Raw genomic sequence first — 16861 nt, 5'->3', positions numbered from 1 at the left:
GTGTACGACCAACTATTGCGCAAAGAGGCCACCCTGGCCGTCATCGGCCTTGGCTACGTGGGCCTGCCCATCGCCCTCGAATTCGCGAAGCAGCTCAAAGTAATTGGCTTCGATATTAACGCCGGCCGCGTGGCCCAGATGAAGCAGGGCATCGACCCGAGCGGCGAGCTGGAGAAAAAGGATTTTGAAGGCTGCGACATCACCTTCACCGATTCGCTGGAGGTGCTGCGCCAGGCGCAATTCTACATCGTGGCCGTGCCCACGCCCATCGATGAGCACGCCCAGCCCGACCTCAAGCCGTTGCTCGGCGCGTCGTCGTCGGTAGGCAAAGTCCTGAAAAAAGGCGACTATGTGGTGTTTGAGAGCACCGTGTACCCCGGCTGCACTGAGGAAGACTGTATTCCGGTGATGGAGCGCCTCTCGGGCCTGAAGTTCCCGACCGATTTCAAGGTGGGCTACTCGCCCGAGCGCATCAACCCCGGCGATAAGGAGCACACCCTGCGCCGCATTATCAAGGTGGTGAGTGCCAACGACGAAGAGGCCCTCGACACCGTGGCCAAAGTGTATGAGCTGGTGGTGGATGCCGGCGTGCACCGCGCCAGCAGCATTCGGGTGGCCGAGGCCGCCAAAATCATCGAAAACACCCAGCGCGACGTCAACATCGCCCTGATGAACGAGCTGTCGATGATTTTCGACCGCATGAACATCAACACCTACGAGGTACTCGAAGCGGCCGGCACGAAGTGGAACTTCCTGAAGTTTTCGCCCGGCCTGGTGGGCGGTCACTGCATCGGTGTCGACCCCTACTACCTGACTTACAAGGCCAAAGAGCTGGGCTACGACGCCAAAGTTATTCTCTCGGGCCGCACCACCAACGACAACATGGGCGCCTACATCGCCCGTAAAACGGTGCAGATGATGATTAAAAAAGGCAAGGACGTGGCCAAAAGCCGCGTGCTCGTGATGGGCGCTACCTTCAAGGAAAACGTGGAGGATATCCGCAACTCGAAAGTGGCCGACGTAATTCAGGAGCTGAAAAACTTCTCGGTGAACGTCGACATCGTGGACCCGCACGCCGACTCGAACGAGCTGCACCACGAGTACGGCTTCCGCCTGACCCACAACGACGACGTGCGCACCGACTACGACGCCGTAATCGTGGCCGTGAGCCACACGCCTTACGCCGCCAAGGACGAGGCCTACTTCCAGTCCATTACTTCCGACAACGCCGTGCTGGTCGACATCAAAGGCCTGTACCGCGGCAAGATGAAGGACCTGCAATACTGGAGCCTGTAGAATAGTGGTGAATGATTAATGGTTAGTGGTTAGCGCTGTTCAACAGGCCTGCCAACTACTGCTTCCTAATCACTAACCATTAACCATTAATCATTATGCAAAAAATTCTTGTTACCGGCGGTGCCGGCTACATCGGTTCCCACGCGGTGGTCGAACTGCAACAGGCCGGCTATCAGCCGGTTATTGTTGATAATTTCAGCAATTCGCAGGAATCGGCGCTGGTGGGCATCGAATCCATTCTTGGGACTGCGGTGCCTATTTACCGCATCGACTGCGCCGATGAGGCCGCCCTGCGCGGCGTGTTTCAGGCCGAAAAAGACATTGCGGGGGTCATTCACTTCGCCGCTTTCAAGGCGGTGGGAGAGTCGGTGGCCAAGCCGCTGGCGTACTACCAGAACAACCTTGGCTCGCTGTTGGCGCTGCTGGCCGTGATGCCCGAGTTTGGGGTTGATAAGCTGGTGTTCTCGTCATCGTGCACCGTGTATGGCATTCCCGATGCCCTGCCCGTGACGGAGGCCACGCCCACCAAAAAAGCGACCTCGCCCTACGGTGCCACCAAGCAGATGGCCGAGGATATCCTCACCGACGTGGCCGCCGCCGGGGGCCCGCGCACTATTCTGCTGCGCTATTTCAACCCGATTGGGGCGCACGAATCGGCCAAAATTGGCGAGCTGCCCCTGGGCGTACCCAACAATTTGGTGCCGTTCATTACGCAAACTGCCGCTGGCATCCGCGAGAAGCTGACCGTGTACGGTACCGACTACGACACGCCGGACGGCTCCTGCATCCGCGACTACATCCACGTAGTTGACTTGGCCAAGGCCCACGTGGTGGCCGTGCGCCGCCTGCTGGATGGCCCGGCCGCCGACCGCGTCGAAACCTTCAACGTGGGCACCGGCCGGGGCAACACGGTGCTGGAAGTGGTGCGTACGTTCGAAGAAGTATCGGGCCAGAAGCTGAACGTGCTGCTCGGTCCGCGCCGCCCCGGCGATGTACCCGCCATTTATGCCGACGCGACCAAAGCCGCCGAGGTGCTGGGCTTCAAAACCGAAACGTCGCTGGCCGACTCGCTGGCCAGCTCCTGGAAATGGCAATTATCATTGAGTGAATGAGTTAATGGGTGAATGAGTGAATAGGTCCTTTGCACCCAATACTCCTCACTCACCCATTCACCCATTCACTCATTCACTCATTGAATACTATGAAAATCCTCATCACCGGCGGGGCCGGCTTCATCGGCTCCCACGTAGTTCGGCTGTTCGTTTCGAAATACCCCGACTACCAGATTCTCAACCTCGACGCGCTGACTTACGCCGGCAACCTGGAGAACCTGCGCGATATCGAAACCGCGCCGAACTACCGCTTCATCAAGGGCGACATCTCCGACCAGTCGTTTATCGACCAGCTATTCGCCAATGAGGAGCCGGACGCGGTGATTCACCTCGCGGCCGAGTCGCACGTCGACCGCAGCATTACGGACCCAATGGCCTTCGTGAAAACCAACGTCATCGGCACCGTGAATTTGCTGAACGCGGCCCGCAACCTGTGGCAGCCCGGCGGCTACGACGGCCATGTATTCTACCACGTGAGCACCGACGAGGTGTATGGCTCGCTGGATTTCGGCCCCGAGATGTTCACGGAAGAGACTTCCTACGACCCTCGCTCGCCCTACTCGGCCTCGAAAGCCAGCTCCGACCACTTCGTGCGCGCCTGGCACCACACCTACGGCCTGCCCATCAAGCTGAGCAACTGCTCGAACAACTACGGCCCGAACCACTTCCCCGAGAAGCTCATTCCGCTGGCTATTCACCGCCTGCGCACCGGCCAGCCGGTGCCGGTGTACGGCAAGGGCGAAAACGTGCGCGACTGGCTCTTCGTGAAAGACCACGCCACGGCTATCGACGCGGTGTTCCACGAGGGCAAAAACGGCGATACCTACAACATCGGCGGCGTGAACGAGTGGCAGAACCTCAAGCTGATTCAGTTGCTCTGCGACGTGGTGGACCAGAAAACCGGCCAGGAAACCGGCACCTCGCGCAAGCTCATCAAGTTCGTGACCGACCGCGCCGGCCACGATATGCGCTACGCCATCGACTCCAGCAAAATCATGAACGAGCTGGGCTGGAAGCCGAGCGTGACCTTTGAGCAGGGCCTGGCCCAAACCGTAGACTGGTACCTCGCCAACGAGGAATGGCTGAACAGCGTAACCAGCGGCGCGTATCAGGAATATAATTTGAAGCAGTACGCGGGACGGTAAATCAACCAGAACGTCATGCTGACGAAGGAAGCATCTCTACCGCTTCGTTGCATCGATTTGATTAGTTGCTCGGTAGAGATGCTTCGACAAGCTCAGCATGACGTGCTGATTAACTTAAAAGAATGTACGAAAACCCCTTCCACGAGCAGCCGCTCGATAATCTGACTTTTCTCGTTACCGGCGGCGCGGGATTCATCGGCTCCAACATCGTGGAGTATTTGCTGAAATACGGCGTGAAAAAGGTGCGGACGCTGGACAACTACTCCAACGGCTTCCGCAAGAATCTGGCGCTGTTTGCCGATGATGCCCGCCTGGAAATAATGGACGGCGACATTCGTGACGCGGCTGTCTGCGCCGCCGCCTGCGCGGGCGTGGACGTAGTGCTGCACGAGGCCGCGCTCGGCTCGGTGCCGCGCTCCATCAAAGACCCGGTGCTGACCAACGACGTGAACGTGGGCGGCTTCGTGCAGATGCTGACGGCCGCCAAAAACGCGGGCGTGAAGCGCTTCGTGTACGCCGCTTCTTCTTCGACTTACGGCGACCACCCCGGTCTGCCCAAAGTGGAGGACCGCATCGGCAAGCCGCTCTCGCCCTACGCCGTGACGAAGTATGCCAACGAGCTGTACGCCGACGTATTTGCCCGCACCTACGGCATGGAAATCGTGGGCCTGCGCTACTTCAACATCTTCGGCCCACGCCAGGACCCGGGCGGAGCCTACGCGGCTGTGATTCCGCTGTTCATCGACGCCATTCTGCGCAATGAGCCGCCTACGCTGAACGGCGACGGCGGCCAGACCCGCGACTTCACCTTCGTGGAAAACTGCGTGGAAGCCAACATCCGCGCCGCCCTCGTGACGAACCCCGAGGCTCTGGGCCAGGTCTATAACATCGCCGTGGGCGACCGCACTTCGCTGGTGCAGATGTACGACATCCTGCGCGAAGAAGCCGGCTCCGATTTGGCTCCCAAGTTCGGTCCGGACCGGGCCGGCGATATCCGCGACTCGCTGGCAGATATTTCGAAGGCCGGCCGCCTGCTGGGGTATAAGCCGCAGGTGCGTATCCGCGAGGGTTTGCGCCAGACGCTGGCATGGTTCAAGGTGAATCAGGATTTTATTCAACAGCGCAATTAGACAGACCAGAAAGAACGTCATGCTGAGCTTGCCGAAGCATCTCTACCGATTCGTCGCAATGGTTCAGGCGAATCGGTAGAGATGCTTCGGCAAGCTCAGCATGACGTTCCGATAAATTCATCATCACCTAACCACATGAAAGGCATCATCCTCGCCGGCGGCTCCGGCACCCGTTTGCACCCACTCACCCTCGCCGTATCGAAGCAGCTTATGCCTGTGTACGACAAGCCGATGATTTATTATCCGCTGTCGATTTTGCTGTCGGCGGGTATTCGGGAAGTGCTGATTATCACCACGCCCCACGACCAGGAGCAGTTCAAAAAGCTGCTCGGCGACGGTAAGAGTCTGGGCTGCGACTTTCAGTATGTGGTGCAGCAAGTGCCCAACGGCCTGGCGCAAGCCTTCGTGCTGGGTGCCGATTTCATCGGCAAGGACAAGGTAGCGCTGGTACTCGGCGACAATATTTTCTACGGTGCCGGCCTGGAGGAACTGCTGAAATCGAACAACGACCCCACCGGTGGCGTGGTCTTCGCCTACCACGTGCACGACCCCGAGCGCTACGGCGTGGTGGAGTTCGACGCCGATAAAAAAGCCCTCAGCATTGAGGAAAAGCCTGCCAAGCCCAAGAGCAACTACGCCGTCCCGGGCCTGTATTTCTACGACAACGACGTGGTAGAAATCGCCAAAAACCTGGAAATGAGCCCGCGTGGTGAGTATGAAATCACCGATGTGAACCGCGAGTACCTCAAGCGCGGCACGCTGAAAGTGGGCATCCTGGGCCGCGGCACCGCCTGGCTCGATACCGGGACCTTCGAAAGCCTGATGCAGGCCGGCGAGTTCGTGAAAGTAATTGAGCAGCGCCAGGGCCTGAAAGTGGGCTCGATTGAAGAAGCCGCTTATCGTCAGGGATTTATCGACGCTGACCAGCTCCGCGCAATTGCCGCCCCGCTGCGCAAAAGCGGCTACGGCGACTACCTGATGAACCTGCCTGACCAGCTGATGCTGGAAGCGTAGGGTTTCTAGGGTGAGAGGGTAGGAGGGTATGGGGGTAGGAGTTTGGCCAATAATGCACAACTCCTACCCCCATACCCTCCTACCCTCTCACCTCAATTCTTACTCGTCCAGGTACTGGTGCACGAATTTGATGGCCATGCTGCCCACGGCTGAGGCTGTCGCCTGTGGCGAAAATGCCCGGCACGCAGGTTTCGAGTAGGGATGGCTCGCGCTGTTTTTTCCAGAATTCGGCGTAGCGTGGGTCCGTCACGAGGTCGCGACCGGTCAGGAGGAAGCCTTTGCTGTCGCAGAGCACCTGGTCGCATACCCATTCGGTGCCGGGTTTGGCCCCGATGAACACGAGCAGGGCACGGGCGGGCCGCTTTTCTACGGTGCCGTTGGTGTCCAGGACCACGGCTTCGAGGTGGCATTGTCGATAATGTAGGTCCACACCTGATTGAGGCTGCTGACTTGGCCGAAACTGGCGGCGGGGGCGTTTCGGCGGGCACGGCCAGCTCCGTGAGGGCCCGCATGGCTTCGGGCGGAGGGCAGTGGCCCACCAACTCGGCAAGCAGGGCGGGATTGGCCTGGGCCCGCTCCTTCAGGGCCTGGGCGGCGTGGGCAATGGCGGCGGTGGGGTTGTTGAGCTCGTGGGCCAGGCTGGCTGAGAGCTTGCCCAGGGTGCGGAGCTTGTCGTCGCGCTCCTGGGCCCGCACCTGGTCGCGGCTGCGGTCGTTTATGATGGCCACCAAGCGCTGCACCAGCTCGGGGCTGGCCTGCTCCAGGGCCGGAGACTGGTCGCGGTGCAGCAGATAGAGCAGAGTGTCGTCGGTGGCAGTGCCTTGGTTTTTTGCCTCGCGCAGCCGCGAATAGGGCAGCACACCCGACACCTGCCCGGCTCCGACCCGAAATATCGGGTCGCGCTGGCTCCCCTTCACGGCGTAAAACTGGACGCCGCCGCGCAGCACGGCCATCCTAAAATCGGCGGTGTCGCCGGCGTTGATGATGGATTCGCCGTCGGTGTAGGCCCGCATTTCGCCGTGGGCCAGCAGCCAGGTCAAGGTGGCGGCGGGCAGCCCGGCGAAGGCCGCGATGGGCGCGAGGTCGATGGGGGTGAGGGCAGTAGAAATAGCCATGTTCGCATAACCCGGCGGCGGCAGTTGTTGGGGGCGGCGCGGCTATCTTGCCAGTCCTTTTCATCGCCCGATATGTTCGCCCTGCGCTTCTCCTTTTCCCGGCTACTGCTCGCGGCCCTGCTGGCAGCGATTGCCGCCCGGCCGGCCCACGCCCAAAAACCCGTTCGCGTGGCTACCCGCGTCGATTCGTTGCGGGCTGCCCGCAATGCCCCCATCGTTTTCGTGCCGGTTGTTTTCACGATGGTCAGTGGCAAGCAAGTGCGTGGCTACGTTACCGGCTACGACCTTTTTACGCACGATAAAGTGATGTGCTACGAGCTGCCGCCCAACCAGCTGCCGCCCCCGCCCATCAAGGAAATGGCCGTTGAGCGCATTAAAACCATGGTTGTCGAAGGCCACACGCTGGATGCTCTCAGCAAAAACGGCAAGCCCCTGGGCATGCTGGCCGAGAACATGACGCCGGCCGGTGCCAGCAAAACCTACGGCTACTCCATCACCAAGGCCAATATGTACATTCCGATTCCGCTGGTGTATGGGTACGCCCTCATCCCGCTGGGCTCGCACGACAAATACTTCTGGTACGTGCAGCCAGCCGGCGGGCCCATCCAGGAGGTGCCGCGCTCGGGCAAGGCCTTCGCCGCCCTCATGGCTACCGCCTTTGCCGACTACCCCGAACTGGCCGCCCGGGTGCGGCAGCAGGCCCAGGATGCCGGCTACAAGAATATGCCGCAGCTGGTGCAGGAATATAACGCGCACTTCGCCGCCGCCAAGTAGCCCGCGCAAACCCGGCCACCAGGCAACTTTTCCGGGTAAATCTGCCTTGTAAAAACACCCCATTAGCTCCCGAAACCTGCCCTCTATGGCCAAAGTAAGAACCGTATTTTTCTGCCAGAGCTGCGGCGCTCAATCATCGAAATGGATAGGCCGCTGCCCGGTATGCGGCGAGTGGAATACCTACGTCGAGGAAGTTATTCAGAAGGAAACCGTGGCCACCACCACCGGCCAGTGGAAGCCCGCCAGCACCGTGCCCGGCGGCAACACCAAAAAAGCCGCCAAGTCAGTGCAGCTCGGCGATATTCTGGCCGAAGACGAGCCCCGTATCGTAACCCCCGACGGCGAGTTGAACCGCGTGCTTGGCGGCGGCCTCGTGCCCGGTTCCATCGTGCTCATCGGGGGCGAACCCGGCATCGGCAAAAGTACGCTCATGCTCCAGATTGCCCTCAGCCTGAGCCAGCTGAAGGTGCTGTATGTGAGCGGCGAAGAGAGCGAAGCCCAGATAAAGATGCGGGCCGAGCGCATGGCCGACGGCCAGCATTCGGGCTGCTACATCCTCACCGAAACCAACACCCAGAACATCTTCCGCCAGATTGACCAGGTGCAGCCCAACATCCTCGTCATCGACTCCATCCAGACCATGCACTCCACGCTGGTGGAGAGCGGCGCGGGCAGCGTGAGCCAGGTGCGCGAATGCACCGCCGAGTTCCTGAAATTCGCCAAGGAAACCGGCACGCCGGTGCTGCTCATCGGCCACATCACGAAGGATGGCAGCATTGCCGGCCCCAAAATTCTCGAGCACATGGTGGATACCGTGCTCCAGTTTGAAGGCGACCGGCACCTGAGCTACCGCATTCTGCGCACCACCAAAAACCGTTTCGGCAGCACCTCGGAGCTGGGTATTTACGAGATGCAGGGCGACGGCCTGCGCCAGGTGAGCAACCCCAGCGAAATCCTGCTCTCGCAGCGCGGCGAAAGCCTGAGCGGCATGGCCATCGGGGCCACGCTGGAGGGCAACCGCCCGCTGCTGGTGGAAGTACAGGCGCTGGTCACGCCCTCCACCTACGGCACCCCGCAACGCAGCAGCACCGGCTTCGACGCCAAGCGCCTGCAAATGCTGCTGGCGGTGCTCGAAAAGCGGGCCGGCCTGCGCCTGGGCCAGCACGACGTGTTTTTGAACATTGCCGGCGGCCTGCGCCTCGACGACCCCGCATTGGACATGGCCGTGTGCGCGGCCGTGGTTTCGTCGCTCAACGACCTGCCTATTCCCGGCAACGTGTGCCTGGCCGCCGAGGTGGGCCTGAGCGGCGAAATCCGGGCCGTGAGCCGGCTCGACCAGCGCCTGGCCGAGGCCGAAAAGTTAGGGTTTCGTGAAATGTATGTTTCTCAGTTCAACGGTAAAGGGCTCGACCTGGCCCGTTTCGGGCTGAAAGTACACGCCGTGAGCCGGCTCGATGAGGTGCTGGATGGACTATTCGGCTGATGGAAAAGCATACTGATTATCAGTTGGTGGCCCCTGCCCGGAAAGTTTGTTTGCGAGCGCAAGCAATAGAAGCGGCTAAAAATGATTGATTAAGGATTGGATTTTATAAATCAAAAGTCCTTATCTTCGGTGTGCCAATAGGCTTTTCCCGTGAATTGACGGTGAAAGCAGATTGGTTCTACCGTATACCTGGCTGGTTATTGGCAATTGCCAGGAGTCGTCGAAGCGCTAGTCTACTGATTTTATGAAAGCAACCATCACTATTTGTTTGCGCCGGGTGCTGGGAACGGCGCTGCTGCTGGCTCCGCTGCTGGGCTACGGGCAGAGCCGTCCGGCTACTCCAGGCAAGGCGGCAGTGGCGGTGTCCGCGCCGTCGGGGTTGGCGGTGTTGAGCGGCCGGGTGAGCGGGCCCACCACCGATTCGGTGGCGATATCGGTGCGGGAAAATCCGCTGGACCCCAAGGAAAAGCTCTTCCGGGTACCGCTCAACGACAAAGGCGAATTTAAATTGTCGGTGCCAGTGAGTGGGCCCACCAAGGCCGACTTCGTGTACGGCGACGATGTGGCCCCCCTGTTTCTGGACCCCGGGACCGATATCGACGTGCGCTTCAAGGGCAATGACATGTCGGGCACGCTCAAGTTCAAGGCCAACGATGTGCCCACGGGCTTCGCTACCAAAATTCGCAACCGGACCAACCTCACCGATGAGCAGCGTCACCGCCAACAGGCCGCCAATGCCAACAACTACCTGGTAGAAGCCGATGCTCAGTTTGTGGAAAACGACGGCTTTCAGGTGCTGCCCGATAACATTCAGCTTTATGAGGCCCCCTTCCTGTCGTTTCTGGAATACCGGCGCAAGCACCAGTTCGAATTTCTGGAGGACCACGCGGCCAAGCAGTCGTTCACTCAGGAGTTCTACAACTACGCCCACGCCGAAGTGGTGTACGCCTACGCCAACGACAAGCTGACCTATCAGGACCTGCGCGAGCAGGTGGTGAACACCGAAGGCCGCCTGAAAATGGCCCCCGACTACTACAACTTCCTGCGCGAGCCCGGTTTGCTCAACGAGCCCACGGCCGTGCAGAGCGAGCTTTATCACGAATTCCTAATCAACTACGTGCACTTCGCCGTGGCTCAGGACAAGCGCCAGCGCTCGGACCCCGACTTCTATCCCGCCTCGTACGCCCTGGCCAGCAAGAAGCTCAACGGCTCCATCCGGACCATTATTCTGGGCCGGGTGTTGCAGGAGGCCTTCCGGTTTGGGCACGTAAAGCAGTCGGCGGCCATGCTCACCGATTTCCGCAACTACGACCCCAAAAACCAGTATTATCCAACCTTGCAGAACGATTTTAACCGGCACAAGGACTTCGCCATTGGCGCGCCCGCGCCGGACTTTAAGCTGGCATCGGCCACCGGCGATACCGTTCATCTGCACGACTTCGTGGGTAAGCTGGTATACATCAACTTTTGGAAAACTACCAACGGCCTCTGCCTGCGCGACCTGGCCTACGCCCAGGAGCTGATGCGCAAGTTTGAAGGCAAGAACATCACCTTCGTCAACATTGCTCTGGATGAGAATGAGGGCGCCTGGCGCCAGCTCGTGACCGTGAAAAAACTGCCCGGTGTGCAGGTGCGCGTGGGTGGTGGCGGGCTGCGCTCGAAGGTGGCCAAGGAATATGCCCTGCAGGAGGTGCCCACGTATTTTCTGGTGGGGGAAGATGGTACCTTCCTCAATACCAAGCCCAAGCGCCTGAGCAGCCGCGCTGCCGTCGACGAAATCAACCAGTCGTTCGGCAAGGCCAGCACCTACACCAGCGCCATCGAATTCGCCCCCACGAAGAAATAAGCGTCCGCCCGGATGCAACCGAAGTAGCGCGAACTTTGTAGTCCGCGTCCCTGCGCCATTCAGACAACCCGAATGGCGCGGCGACGCGAACTGCCAGGTTCGCGCTACTGCTTTTCGCCCCGCCCCTATGTCCGTGCTCACCGATAGTCTCAATGTGTTGTCCAAGGCCACGCCGCTGCGGGTGTGGAATGCCACGCAAATCATCGGCTCCTACATCTTGAGCAAGCTCACGGGCAAGGCCCGGCACCGGGGCATGCCGCTGGCCCTGAGCTTCGAGCCCACCACCAGCTGCAACCTGCGCTGCCCGGAGTGTCCCAGCGGCCTGCGCTCGTTCACGCGGCCCACGGGCATGCTGCCCGCCGATTTGTTCCGGAAGACGATTGACGAAGTAGCCAGCCGGCTGTGGTACCTCATTTTCTATTTCCAGGGCGAGCCGTACTTACACCCGCAGTTTTTGGAGCTGGTGAAATACGCGGCCGATAAGGGGATTTATACCGCCACCAGCACCAATGCCCACTACCTGGGCGACGACAACGCCCGCCGCACCGTGGAAAGCGGCCTCGACCGGCTCATCATTTCCCTCGACGGCACCACGCAGGACGTGTACCAGCAGTACCGCGTGGGCGGCAAGCTGGAGAAAGTTCTCGAAGGCACCCGTAATGTGGTGAAGTGGCGTAAGGAGCTGAAATCCAGTACGCCGCGCATCATCTTTCAATTCCTGGTGGTGCGCCCCAATGAGCACCAGATTGACGATGCCAAGCAACTGGCCGAGGTGCTGGGCGTCGACGACGTGTGGTTCAAAACCGCGCAGATTTACGACCACGCGCAGGGCTCGCCGCTCATCCCGACCATCGATTACTACTCGCGCTACCAGAACAACGGCAACGGCAGCTGGAGCCTGAAAAATCAGCTCCTGAACCACTGCTGGAAAATGTGGCACTCCTGCGTCATCACTTGGGATGGCCTGGTCGTGCCCTGCTGCTTCGATAAGGATGCCGAATACCGGCAGGGCGACCTCAAAACCGAGACCTTCGCCCAGCTCTGGCGCGGGCCCAAGTACCAGCAGTTTCGCAGTAGCCTGCTCAAAGGCCGCGACCAGATTGAGATGTGCCGCAACTGCTCGGAAGGCACCAAGGTGTGGGGATGAGGCTAATTATAAAATTTGAATTATAAATTATAAATGAAGCAGTTCGCCAAATTTATAATTTATAATTCAAAATTTATAATTACTACTACTTGTCCTTCTTCGTCAGGTTCTTGCCGAGGTCTTCGACTTGCTTGAGGTAATCGTCGGTATCGGAGTCGGCGTAGGTGCCGTAGGCATTTGAAATAGTGCCTTTTACACCGTCGTTGGCTTCGATGACGTAGAGAATGGACATGTCGTCGGGGTCGCTTTCGCCCTCGAAGCGGTAGAAGTCCACAATGGTTACTTCGTCGGGCGCGTAGGTCTTGGCCGAGTCGTTGCCGATGGTATGCAGGCGGCCATCTACCACGTTGAAGTCCTGGGCATAGCCGTCCTTCTTCAGCTTGTTTTCGACGTTAACAAGCGACCGTTCTTCTTCTTTGTCCTGCATGGCGGTGGGTATTTTGGAAATGTAGTCGCGGAGCAGGCCGGCTCTAAACGCCGCCCGCCCCCGCTTCCGGCTATACGCAGCCGGGGCGGGGGCGGGTTATATGAAACCAGATAAAAACGTGTTACGGATGAGGCTATTTAGCCGCGGCGCGCGCCTCAATGGTGCGTTGCAGCTGGTCGATGTCGAGCTGACCGCAGGCTCCGCCGCAGCCTTTAGCACAGCCGGCCGCCGTTTTACTGAAAAAAGCGCGGTAGAAGATGCGTCCCACGTAGAACGCCGCCGCCACGAATAGCGCGCCAATCAGGACGTATTGAATCTCGACGGAGATGAGGGCAAGGAGCATGAGGCACTAACTGCGGGTGGAAAAGAATAGTTTGCCAAGGGGCGGGCAGATGTGCGAAGGAACGGTCATGCTTCGGCTCCGCTCAGCATGACCATTTGCTGAAAGATTCTACCGCCAGAACTTCCCAATCGCGGCCTGCATCTCGTTGTGCAGCAGCCCGTTGCTAGCCAGCACTTCGCGCCCAAACAGCGGGTCGCCATCCGTCAGAAACTGGGTGACGTGGCCGCCGGCCTCGCGCACCAGCAGAATGCCCGCCGCCACATCGTAGGAGTTCAGGTTGAATTCGAAGTAGCCTTCGAAGCGGCCGGCGGCCACGTAGGCCAGGTCCACGGCCGCCGAGCCCATGCGGCGCAGGCCCTGGCAGCTACTCATAAAAGTGCCGAGGATTTGCAGGTAATCGGGCATCTGCCCGAAATCCTTGTAGGGAAAACCGGTGGCGATGAGGGCCCCGTTCAGCTTGGGTACGTCGGTGACGTGGATGGGCTGGTCGTTGCAAAACGCGCCGCCGCCGCGCACGGCCCGGAAGCTCTCGTCGTGGTTCACCTCGTGCACTACGCCCACCACCAGTTCCTTATGCTGCGTCAGGGCCACGCTGATGGAGTACACGGGCAAGCCGTGCACGAAGTTGGTGGTGCCGTCGAGCGGGTCAATTATCCAGGTAAATCCCTCAGTGTGCGAGTCGGGGCCAGCCGTGCCTTCTTCGGTGATGAAGCCGGCTTCGGGCAGCAGCTGGCGCAGGCCGGCCACCAGGCGGCGCTCGGTTTCCTGGTCCACGTAGCTCACCAGGTCGTGCAGGCCCTTGTGCTCGATTTTAGCGCGGTCGAAGGTGGCGGCTTCCTGGCGAATGAACCCGGCCGTGGTGCGGCACAGTGCCGCGAGGTCGTGGGAGAGTTGGGCGTAATCCATAGCGCAAGGTTTCGCAAGGTTGAAAGAGGTTTCGCAAAGGTCTGCTGAAACCAATCAATGATGAATTTTACTTCGCGAAACCTCTTTCAACCTTGCGAAATCTTGCGAGAGAAGCCCGTTGCAATGGCAAACCCCAGCAGCAGCACCGCCAAAAGCTGCGCCCCGCGCCCAATCAGCTCCCCGAACCGGGCATAAAAGGTCACCTCATCGTTCAGATGCACGGTGGCGCGGCTGGCGGTCGGAATCCAGGCGGGCTCGCGCTGGGTGATTTCGCCCTTCTGGTTGATGAAGCCGGTGAAGCCGGTGTTGGCCGAGCGGGCCAGGTCGCGGCGGGTTTCGATGCAGCGCAGCCGGCCGTAGCTCAGCAGCTGGCGGTAGCCGGGCGAGTCGTGCCACCAGGCATCGTTGGTGAACAGCGCCAGCAGGGTGGCGCCATTCCGGGCGTATTCGGCCAGGAAGTCGCCGTAGATGGACTCGTAGCAGATGACCGGGGCCACCCGCAGGGCCGGGGCGTTGGCGGGGGCGGCGTACACGGTGCGCTCGGCCTGGCTGCCCACGCTGCCCACCGTACCGCCCAGGTCGATGTGCGAAACGATGGAAGCCAGAATGGGTGGTACTTTCTCCACGCCGGGCACGAGGCGCGACTTGTGGTAGAACGCGATGGGCGCGGTGGGCGCGGCGAAATACGCGCCGGTATTGAAGATGTCGTAGTAGCCGAGGTCGTCGCGGAAACGGGCCGATTCGCTGGCCGCCTCCTTATTCGGGTAGGAGCCGATGGTGGTGATGCCCGTGAGCAGCGCCACGCCGGGGTGCCGCGTCAGCCACTCGCGGATACGCCGGATTTTGGGGTTGCTTTCGATGGTGTTTTCCCAGTAGGCTTCTTCCAGCGCCGTTTCGGGCCAGATGACCAGGCGCGTCTGGGGCGTGAGCTTTTGCTCCGAAAGGCTGAGCAGGCGCGTGAGCTGCTCGTCGTAGGGCACGAATTTCGCGCCGCCTTCGAACTTCTCCACGTAGGGGTCGAGGTTGGGCTGCACCACCACGACTTCGGCCGTGGGGCCTTTTTCCTGGTAAGTGGCCCCGATGAGGTACGACAGGCCGATAGGCAGGACGATGACCAGGAGGGAAGTTAAAAGTTTTGAGTTAAAAGTTAAAAATTCAAAACCCACTGCCTGGCGTGAGGAATCAACCAGGAGTTTTAACTCTTCACTTTTAACCTTTAACTCCTTTGATACTACCCAACTAAAGAACAGCAGATTCACTGCCCACACCCACACCGAGCCACCCAGAAAACCCGTGTACTCATACCACTGCACCCACTGCGGCGCGGCCGCGAAGCCGTTGCCCAGCGTGAGCCAGGGCCAGGTAATGTCCCAGTGCAGGTGCAATTGCTCGAAGGCAATCCAATAAATCGGCAACGACAAATACCCCCAGCGGTTGCCCAGCCGCTTTTTGGTTTGCCGAAACGCCATGAGCGGCAGGCACATGAGCAGGGCGTTCAGCACCACGGCCGCGATGCCGGCGGTGAGCTCGGCGTAGCTTACCCACCAGGTAGTGAGGGCATTCCAGAGCACCAGAAACAGGTAGGTGCTGGCAAATACCCGGCCCTTGCGCGCCCCGGCCAGCGTGAACTGCCGCTCCATGAGCAGATACGGCACCCAGCCGATGAACAGCAGCGGCACCAGCCAGGCCGTGGGCCACGGGGCCCAGCCGCCCCAGAGCAGCAGTGCACCCAGCCCGGCCAGTGCCGCCGGGTGCTGCCACGGGCTAGTCTTCGCGGTCGGAATCATCGTCGTCGTCATCGGCGTGGCGGCGGGTTCGGTCTTCGCGGCCGGGGCGGGGCTCGCGGGCGGGCGGGGTGAGGTTTCCTTCAACGACAACGACGATTTCTCCTTTGATGGTGGGGCGGGCCGCGAAATCAGCTTCCAGGCTGGCCAGCGTGCCATTCACGGTTTCTTCAAATAACTTGGTCAATTCGCGGCTCACGGAGGCCGGGCGCGACGGCCCCAGCACCTCAGCCAGCTGGCCCAGGGTTTTCACGATGCGATGCGGCGACTCGTAGAAAATCATGGTCCGGGTTTCGGTGGCCAGCTGTTGGAGGCGCGTCTGGCGGCCCTTCTTCACCGGCAAAAACCCCTCGAACGTGAACCGCTCGGCCCCGAAACCCGACTTGAGCAGCGCCGGCACGAAGGCCGTGGCCCCGGGCAGGCACTCCACGCCCAGGCCCTTGGCCAGGCACTCGCGCACCAGCAGGAAGCCAGGGTCGGAGATGCCGGGCGTGCCGGCATCGGAGATGAGAGCCATGATTTCGCCTTTCTCCAGACGCTCCAGCAGGCGGGGCACTTGCTGGTGCTCATTGTGCAGGTGGTAGGAGAGGAGCGGCTTTTTCAGGCCCAAATGCTGCATCAGGCGGCCGCTGGTGCGGGTGTCTTCGCAGAGCACGGTGCCCACTTCGCCCAGAATGCGGATGGCCCGCAGCGTAATATCTTCCAGATTGCCGATGGGCGTGGGCACGAGGTATAGGACCGTGTTGGGCATAGGGCAAAGGTACGGCCTGGGCGAGGAGGGCAAGGACGACTGGCTCCCCTCCTTGGATAAGGAGGGGACATTTCAGCGAAGCTGAAATTGGGGTGGTTGGATTCGTTGCACGATGGGCGAACGATAATTACTGCGCCGTTCTTTTGCTTCGTTCTTTCATCGTTTAACGAATCCAACCACCCCTGTTTTCGCTGCGCGAAAACATCCCCTCCTTATCCAAGGAGGGGAGTTGCTAACACTCCGTTCCGCCGTGCTTCTCAGCCACGGCATCAATAGCCTCGGCCAGCCGGTGGTCGCGGGCCGTCACGGTATTGCCCGCGTCGTGGGAGCACAGGCGGAATTCGACCACGTTGTACTCGTTGCTGAACCACGGGTGGTGGTCGAGGCGCTCGGCGGCGGTGGCTACTTCGGTGAGGAAGGCGAAGGCTGTTTTGAAGTCGGCGAAGCGAAGGCTGCGGCGGAGGCTGTTGTCGGTTTCAGTCCACATGAAATTTACTATATTTAGTGAGGGTATGAATGGGCTTCCTCACTGAGGAGGTACAACCCAAATGCGAAAACCAAAGTACACCTTTTCCGACCTGACTCAAA

At 60.2% G+C, this 16861-nt stretch carries 16 protein-coding genes; 9 read left to right on the top strand and 7 right to left on the bottom strand.

The window, feature by feature from the left end; translation table 11 throughout:
- The 5 genes from ABD819_RS00550 to rfbA all read left to right on the top strand — a co-directional run bounded on the left by ABD819_RS00550 (position 1) and on the right by rfbA (position 5697).
- On the top strand, positions 1–1296 hold the full coding sequence (locus ABD819_RS00550) for a nucleotide sugar dehydrogenase (RefSeq protein WP_345119827.1): 1296 nt from the start codon (positions 1–3) through the stop codon (positions 1294–1296).
- A 95-nt stretch (positions 1297–1391) separates the two neighbouring features.
- The gene (galE, locus tag ABD819_RS00545) at positions 1392–2408 is read left to right on the top strand and encodes a UDP-glucose 4-epimerase GalE (protein WP_345119825.1); all 1017 of its coding nucleotides are present in this window, start codon (positions 1392–1394) and stop codon (positions 2406–2408) included.
- Positions 2409–2497: 89 nt separating this feature from the next.
- Positions 2498–3553, top strand: coding sequence for a dTDP-glucose 4,6-dehydratase (rfbB, locus tag ABD819_RS00540; RefSeq protein ID WP_345119823.1), 1056 nt, complete (start codon positions 2498–2500; stop codon positions 3551–3553).
- 122 nt (positions 3554–3675) lie between these two features.
- Positions 3676–4683: an SDR family oxidoreductase gene (locus ABD819_RS00535; RefSeq protein ID WP_345119821.1), complete on the top strand. Its 1008-nt coding sequence runs from the start codon at positions 3676–3678 to the stop codon at positions 4681–4683.
- Between the two features lie 135 nt (positions 4684–4818).
- Positions 4819–5697, top strand: coding sequence for a glucose-1-phosphate thymidylyltransferase RfbA (rfbA, locus tag ABD819_RS00530; protein WP_345119819.1), 879 nt, complete (start codon positions 4819–4821; stop codon positions 5695–5697).
- Between the two features lie 92 nt (positions 5698–5789).
- Here rfbA and ABD819_RS00525 read toward each other — a convergent pair whose 3' ends face one another.
- Positions 5790–6812 (bottom strand): cyclic nucleotide-binding domain-containing protein, encoded by a 1023-nt coding sequence (locus ABD819_RS00525; RefSeq protein ID WP_345119817.1) that lies wholly within the window; start codon positions 6810–6812, stop codon positions 5790–5792.
- A gap of 72 nt (positions 6813–6884) precedes the next feature.
- Here ABD819_RS00525 and ABD819_RS00520 point away from each other — a divergent pair, with 72 nt between their 5' ends.
- The 4 genes from ABD819_RS00520 to ABD819_RS00505 all read left to right on the top strand — a co-directional run bounded on the left by ABD819_RS00520 (position 6885) and on the right by ABD819_RS00505 (position 12062).
- Positions 6885–7586, top strand: coding sequence for a hypothetical protein (locus ABD819_RS00520; RefSeq protein ID WP_345119815.1), 702 nt, complete (start codon positions 6885–6887; stop codon positions 7584–7586).
- A gap of 85 nt (positions 7587–7671) precedes the next feature.
- Positions 7672–9069, top strand: a complete 1398-nt coding sequence (gene radA / locus ABD819_RS00515; RefSeq protein ID WP_345119813.1) for a DNA repair protein RadA — start codon at positions 7672–7674, stop codon at positions 9067–9069.
- Positions 9070–9313: 244 nt separating this feature from the next.
- Positions 9314–10915 (top strand): TlpA family protein disulfide reductase, encoded by a 1602-nt coding sequence (locus tag ABD819_RS00510; protein WP_345119811.1) that lies wholly within the window; start codon positions 9314–9316, stop codon positions 10913–10915.
- 127 nt (positions 10916–11042) lie between these two features.
- Positions 11043–12062, top strand: coding sequence for an SPASM domain-containing protein (locus ABD819_RS00505; RefSeq protein WP_345119809.1), 1020 nt, complete (start codon positions 11043–11045; stop codon positions 12060–12062).
- A gap of 85 nt (positions 12063–12147) precedes the next feature.
- Here the strand turns inward: ABD819_RS00505 and ABD819_RS00500 are convergent, their stop codons facing one another.
- The 6 genes from ABD819_RS00500 to ABD819_RS00475 all read right to left on the bottom strand — a co-directional run bounded on the left by ABD819_RS00500 (position 12148) and on the right by ABD819_RS00475 (position 16760).
- Positions 12148–12489 (bottom strand): hypothetical protein, encoded by a 342-nt coding sequence (locus ABD819_RS00500; RefSeq protein ID WP_345119807.1) that lies wholly within the window; start codon positions 12487–12489, stop codon positions 12148–12150.
- A 133-nt stretch (positions 12490–12622) separates the two neighbouring features.
- Positions 12623–12832, bottom strand: coding sequence for a FeoB-associated Cys-rich membrane protein (locus ABD819_RS00495; protein ID WP_345119805.1), 210 nt, complete (start codon positions 12830–12832; stop codon positions 12623–12625).
- A gap of 108 nt (positions 12833–12940) precedes the next feature.
- Entirely contained in the window at positions 12941–13738 is a 798-nt protein-coding gene (locus ABD819_RS00490) for an inositol monophosphatase family protein (protein WP_345119803.1), read from the bottom strand.
- Positions 13739–13824: 86 nt separating this feature from the next.
- On the bottom strand, positions 13825–15609 hold the full coding sequence (gene lnt, locus ABD819_RS00485) for an apolipoprotein N-acyltransferase (protein WP_345119801.1): 1785 nt from the start codon (positions 15607–15609) through the stop codon (positions 13825–13827).
- Complete coding sequence (gene rsmI / locus ABD819_RS00480) at positions 15503–16273, bottom strand: 16S rRNA (cytidine(1402)-2'-O)-methyltransferase (protein ID WP_345119799.1); 771 nt, start codon at positions 16271–16273, stop codon at positions 15503–15505. Before rsmI ends, lnt begins: the two co-directional genes overlap by 107 nt.
- A gap of 232 nt (positions 16274–16505) precedes the next feature.
- Complete coding sequence (locus tag ABD819_RS00475; protein WP_345119797.1) at positions 16506–16760, bottom strand: 4a-hydroxytetrahydrobiopterin dehydratase; 255 nt, start codon at positions 16758–16760, stop codon at positions 16506–16508.
- Positions 16761–16861 lie beyond the last annotated feature (101 nt).

The sequence above is a fragment of the Hymenobacter antarcticus genome (assembly GCF_039539545.1).
In the GTDB taxonomy this organism is placed as follows: Bacteria; Bacteroidota; Bacteroidia; order Cytophagales; family Hymenobacteraceae; genus Hymenobacter; species Hymenobacter antarcticus.
Note: the sequence above shows the minus strand (reverse complement) of the source record. Positions and strands in the feature narration are given on the sequence as shown.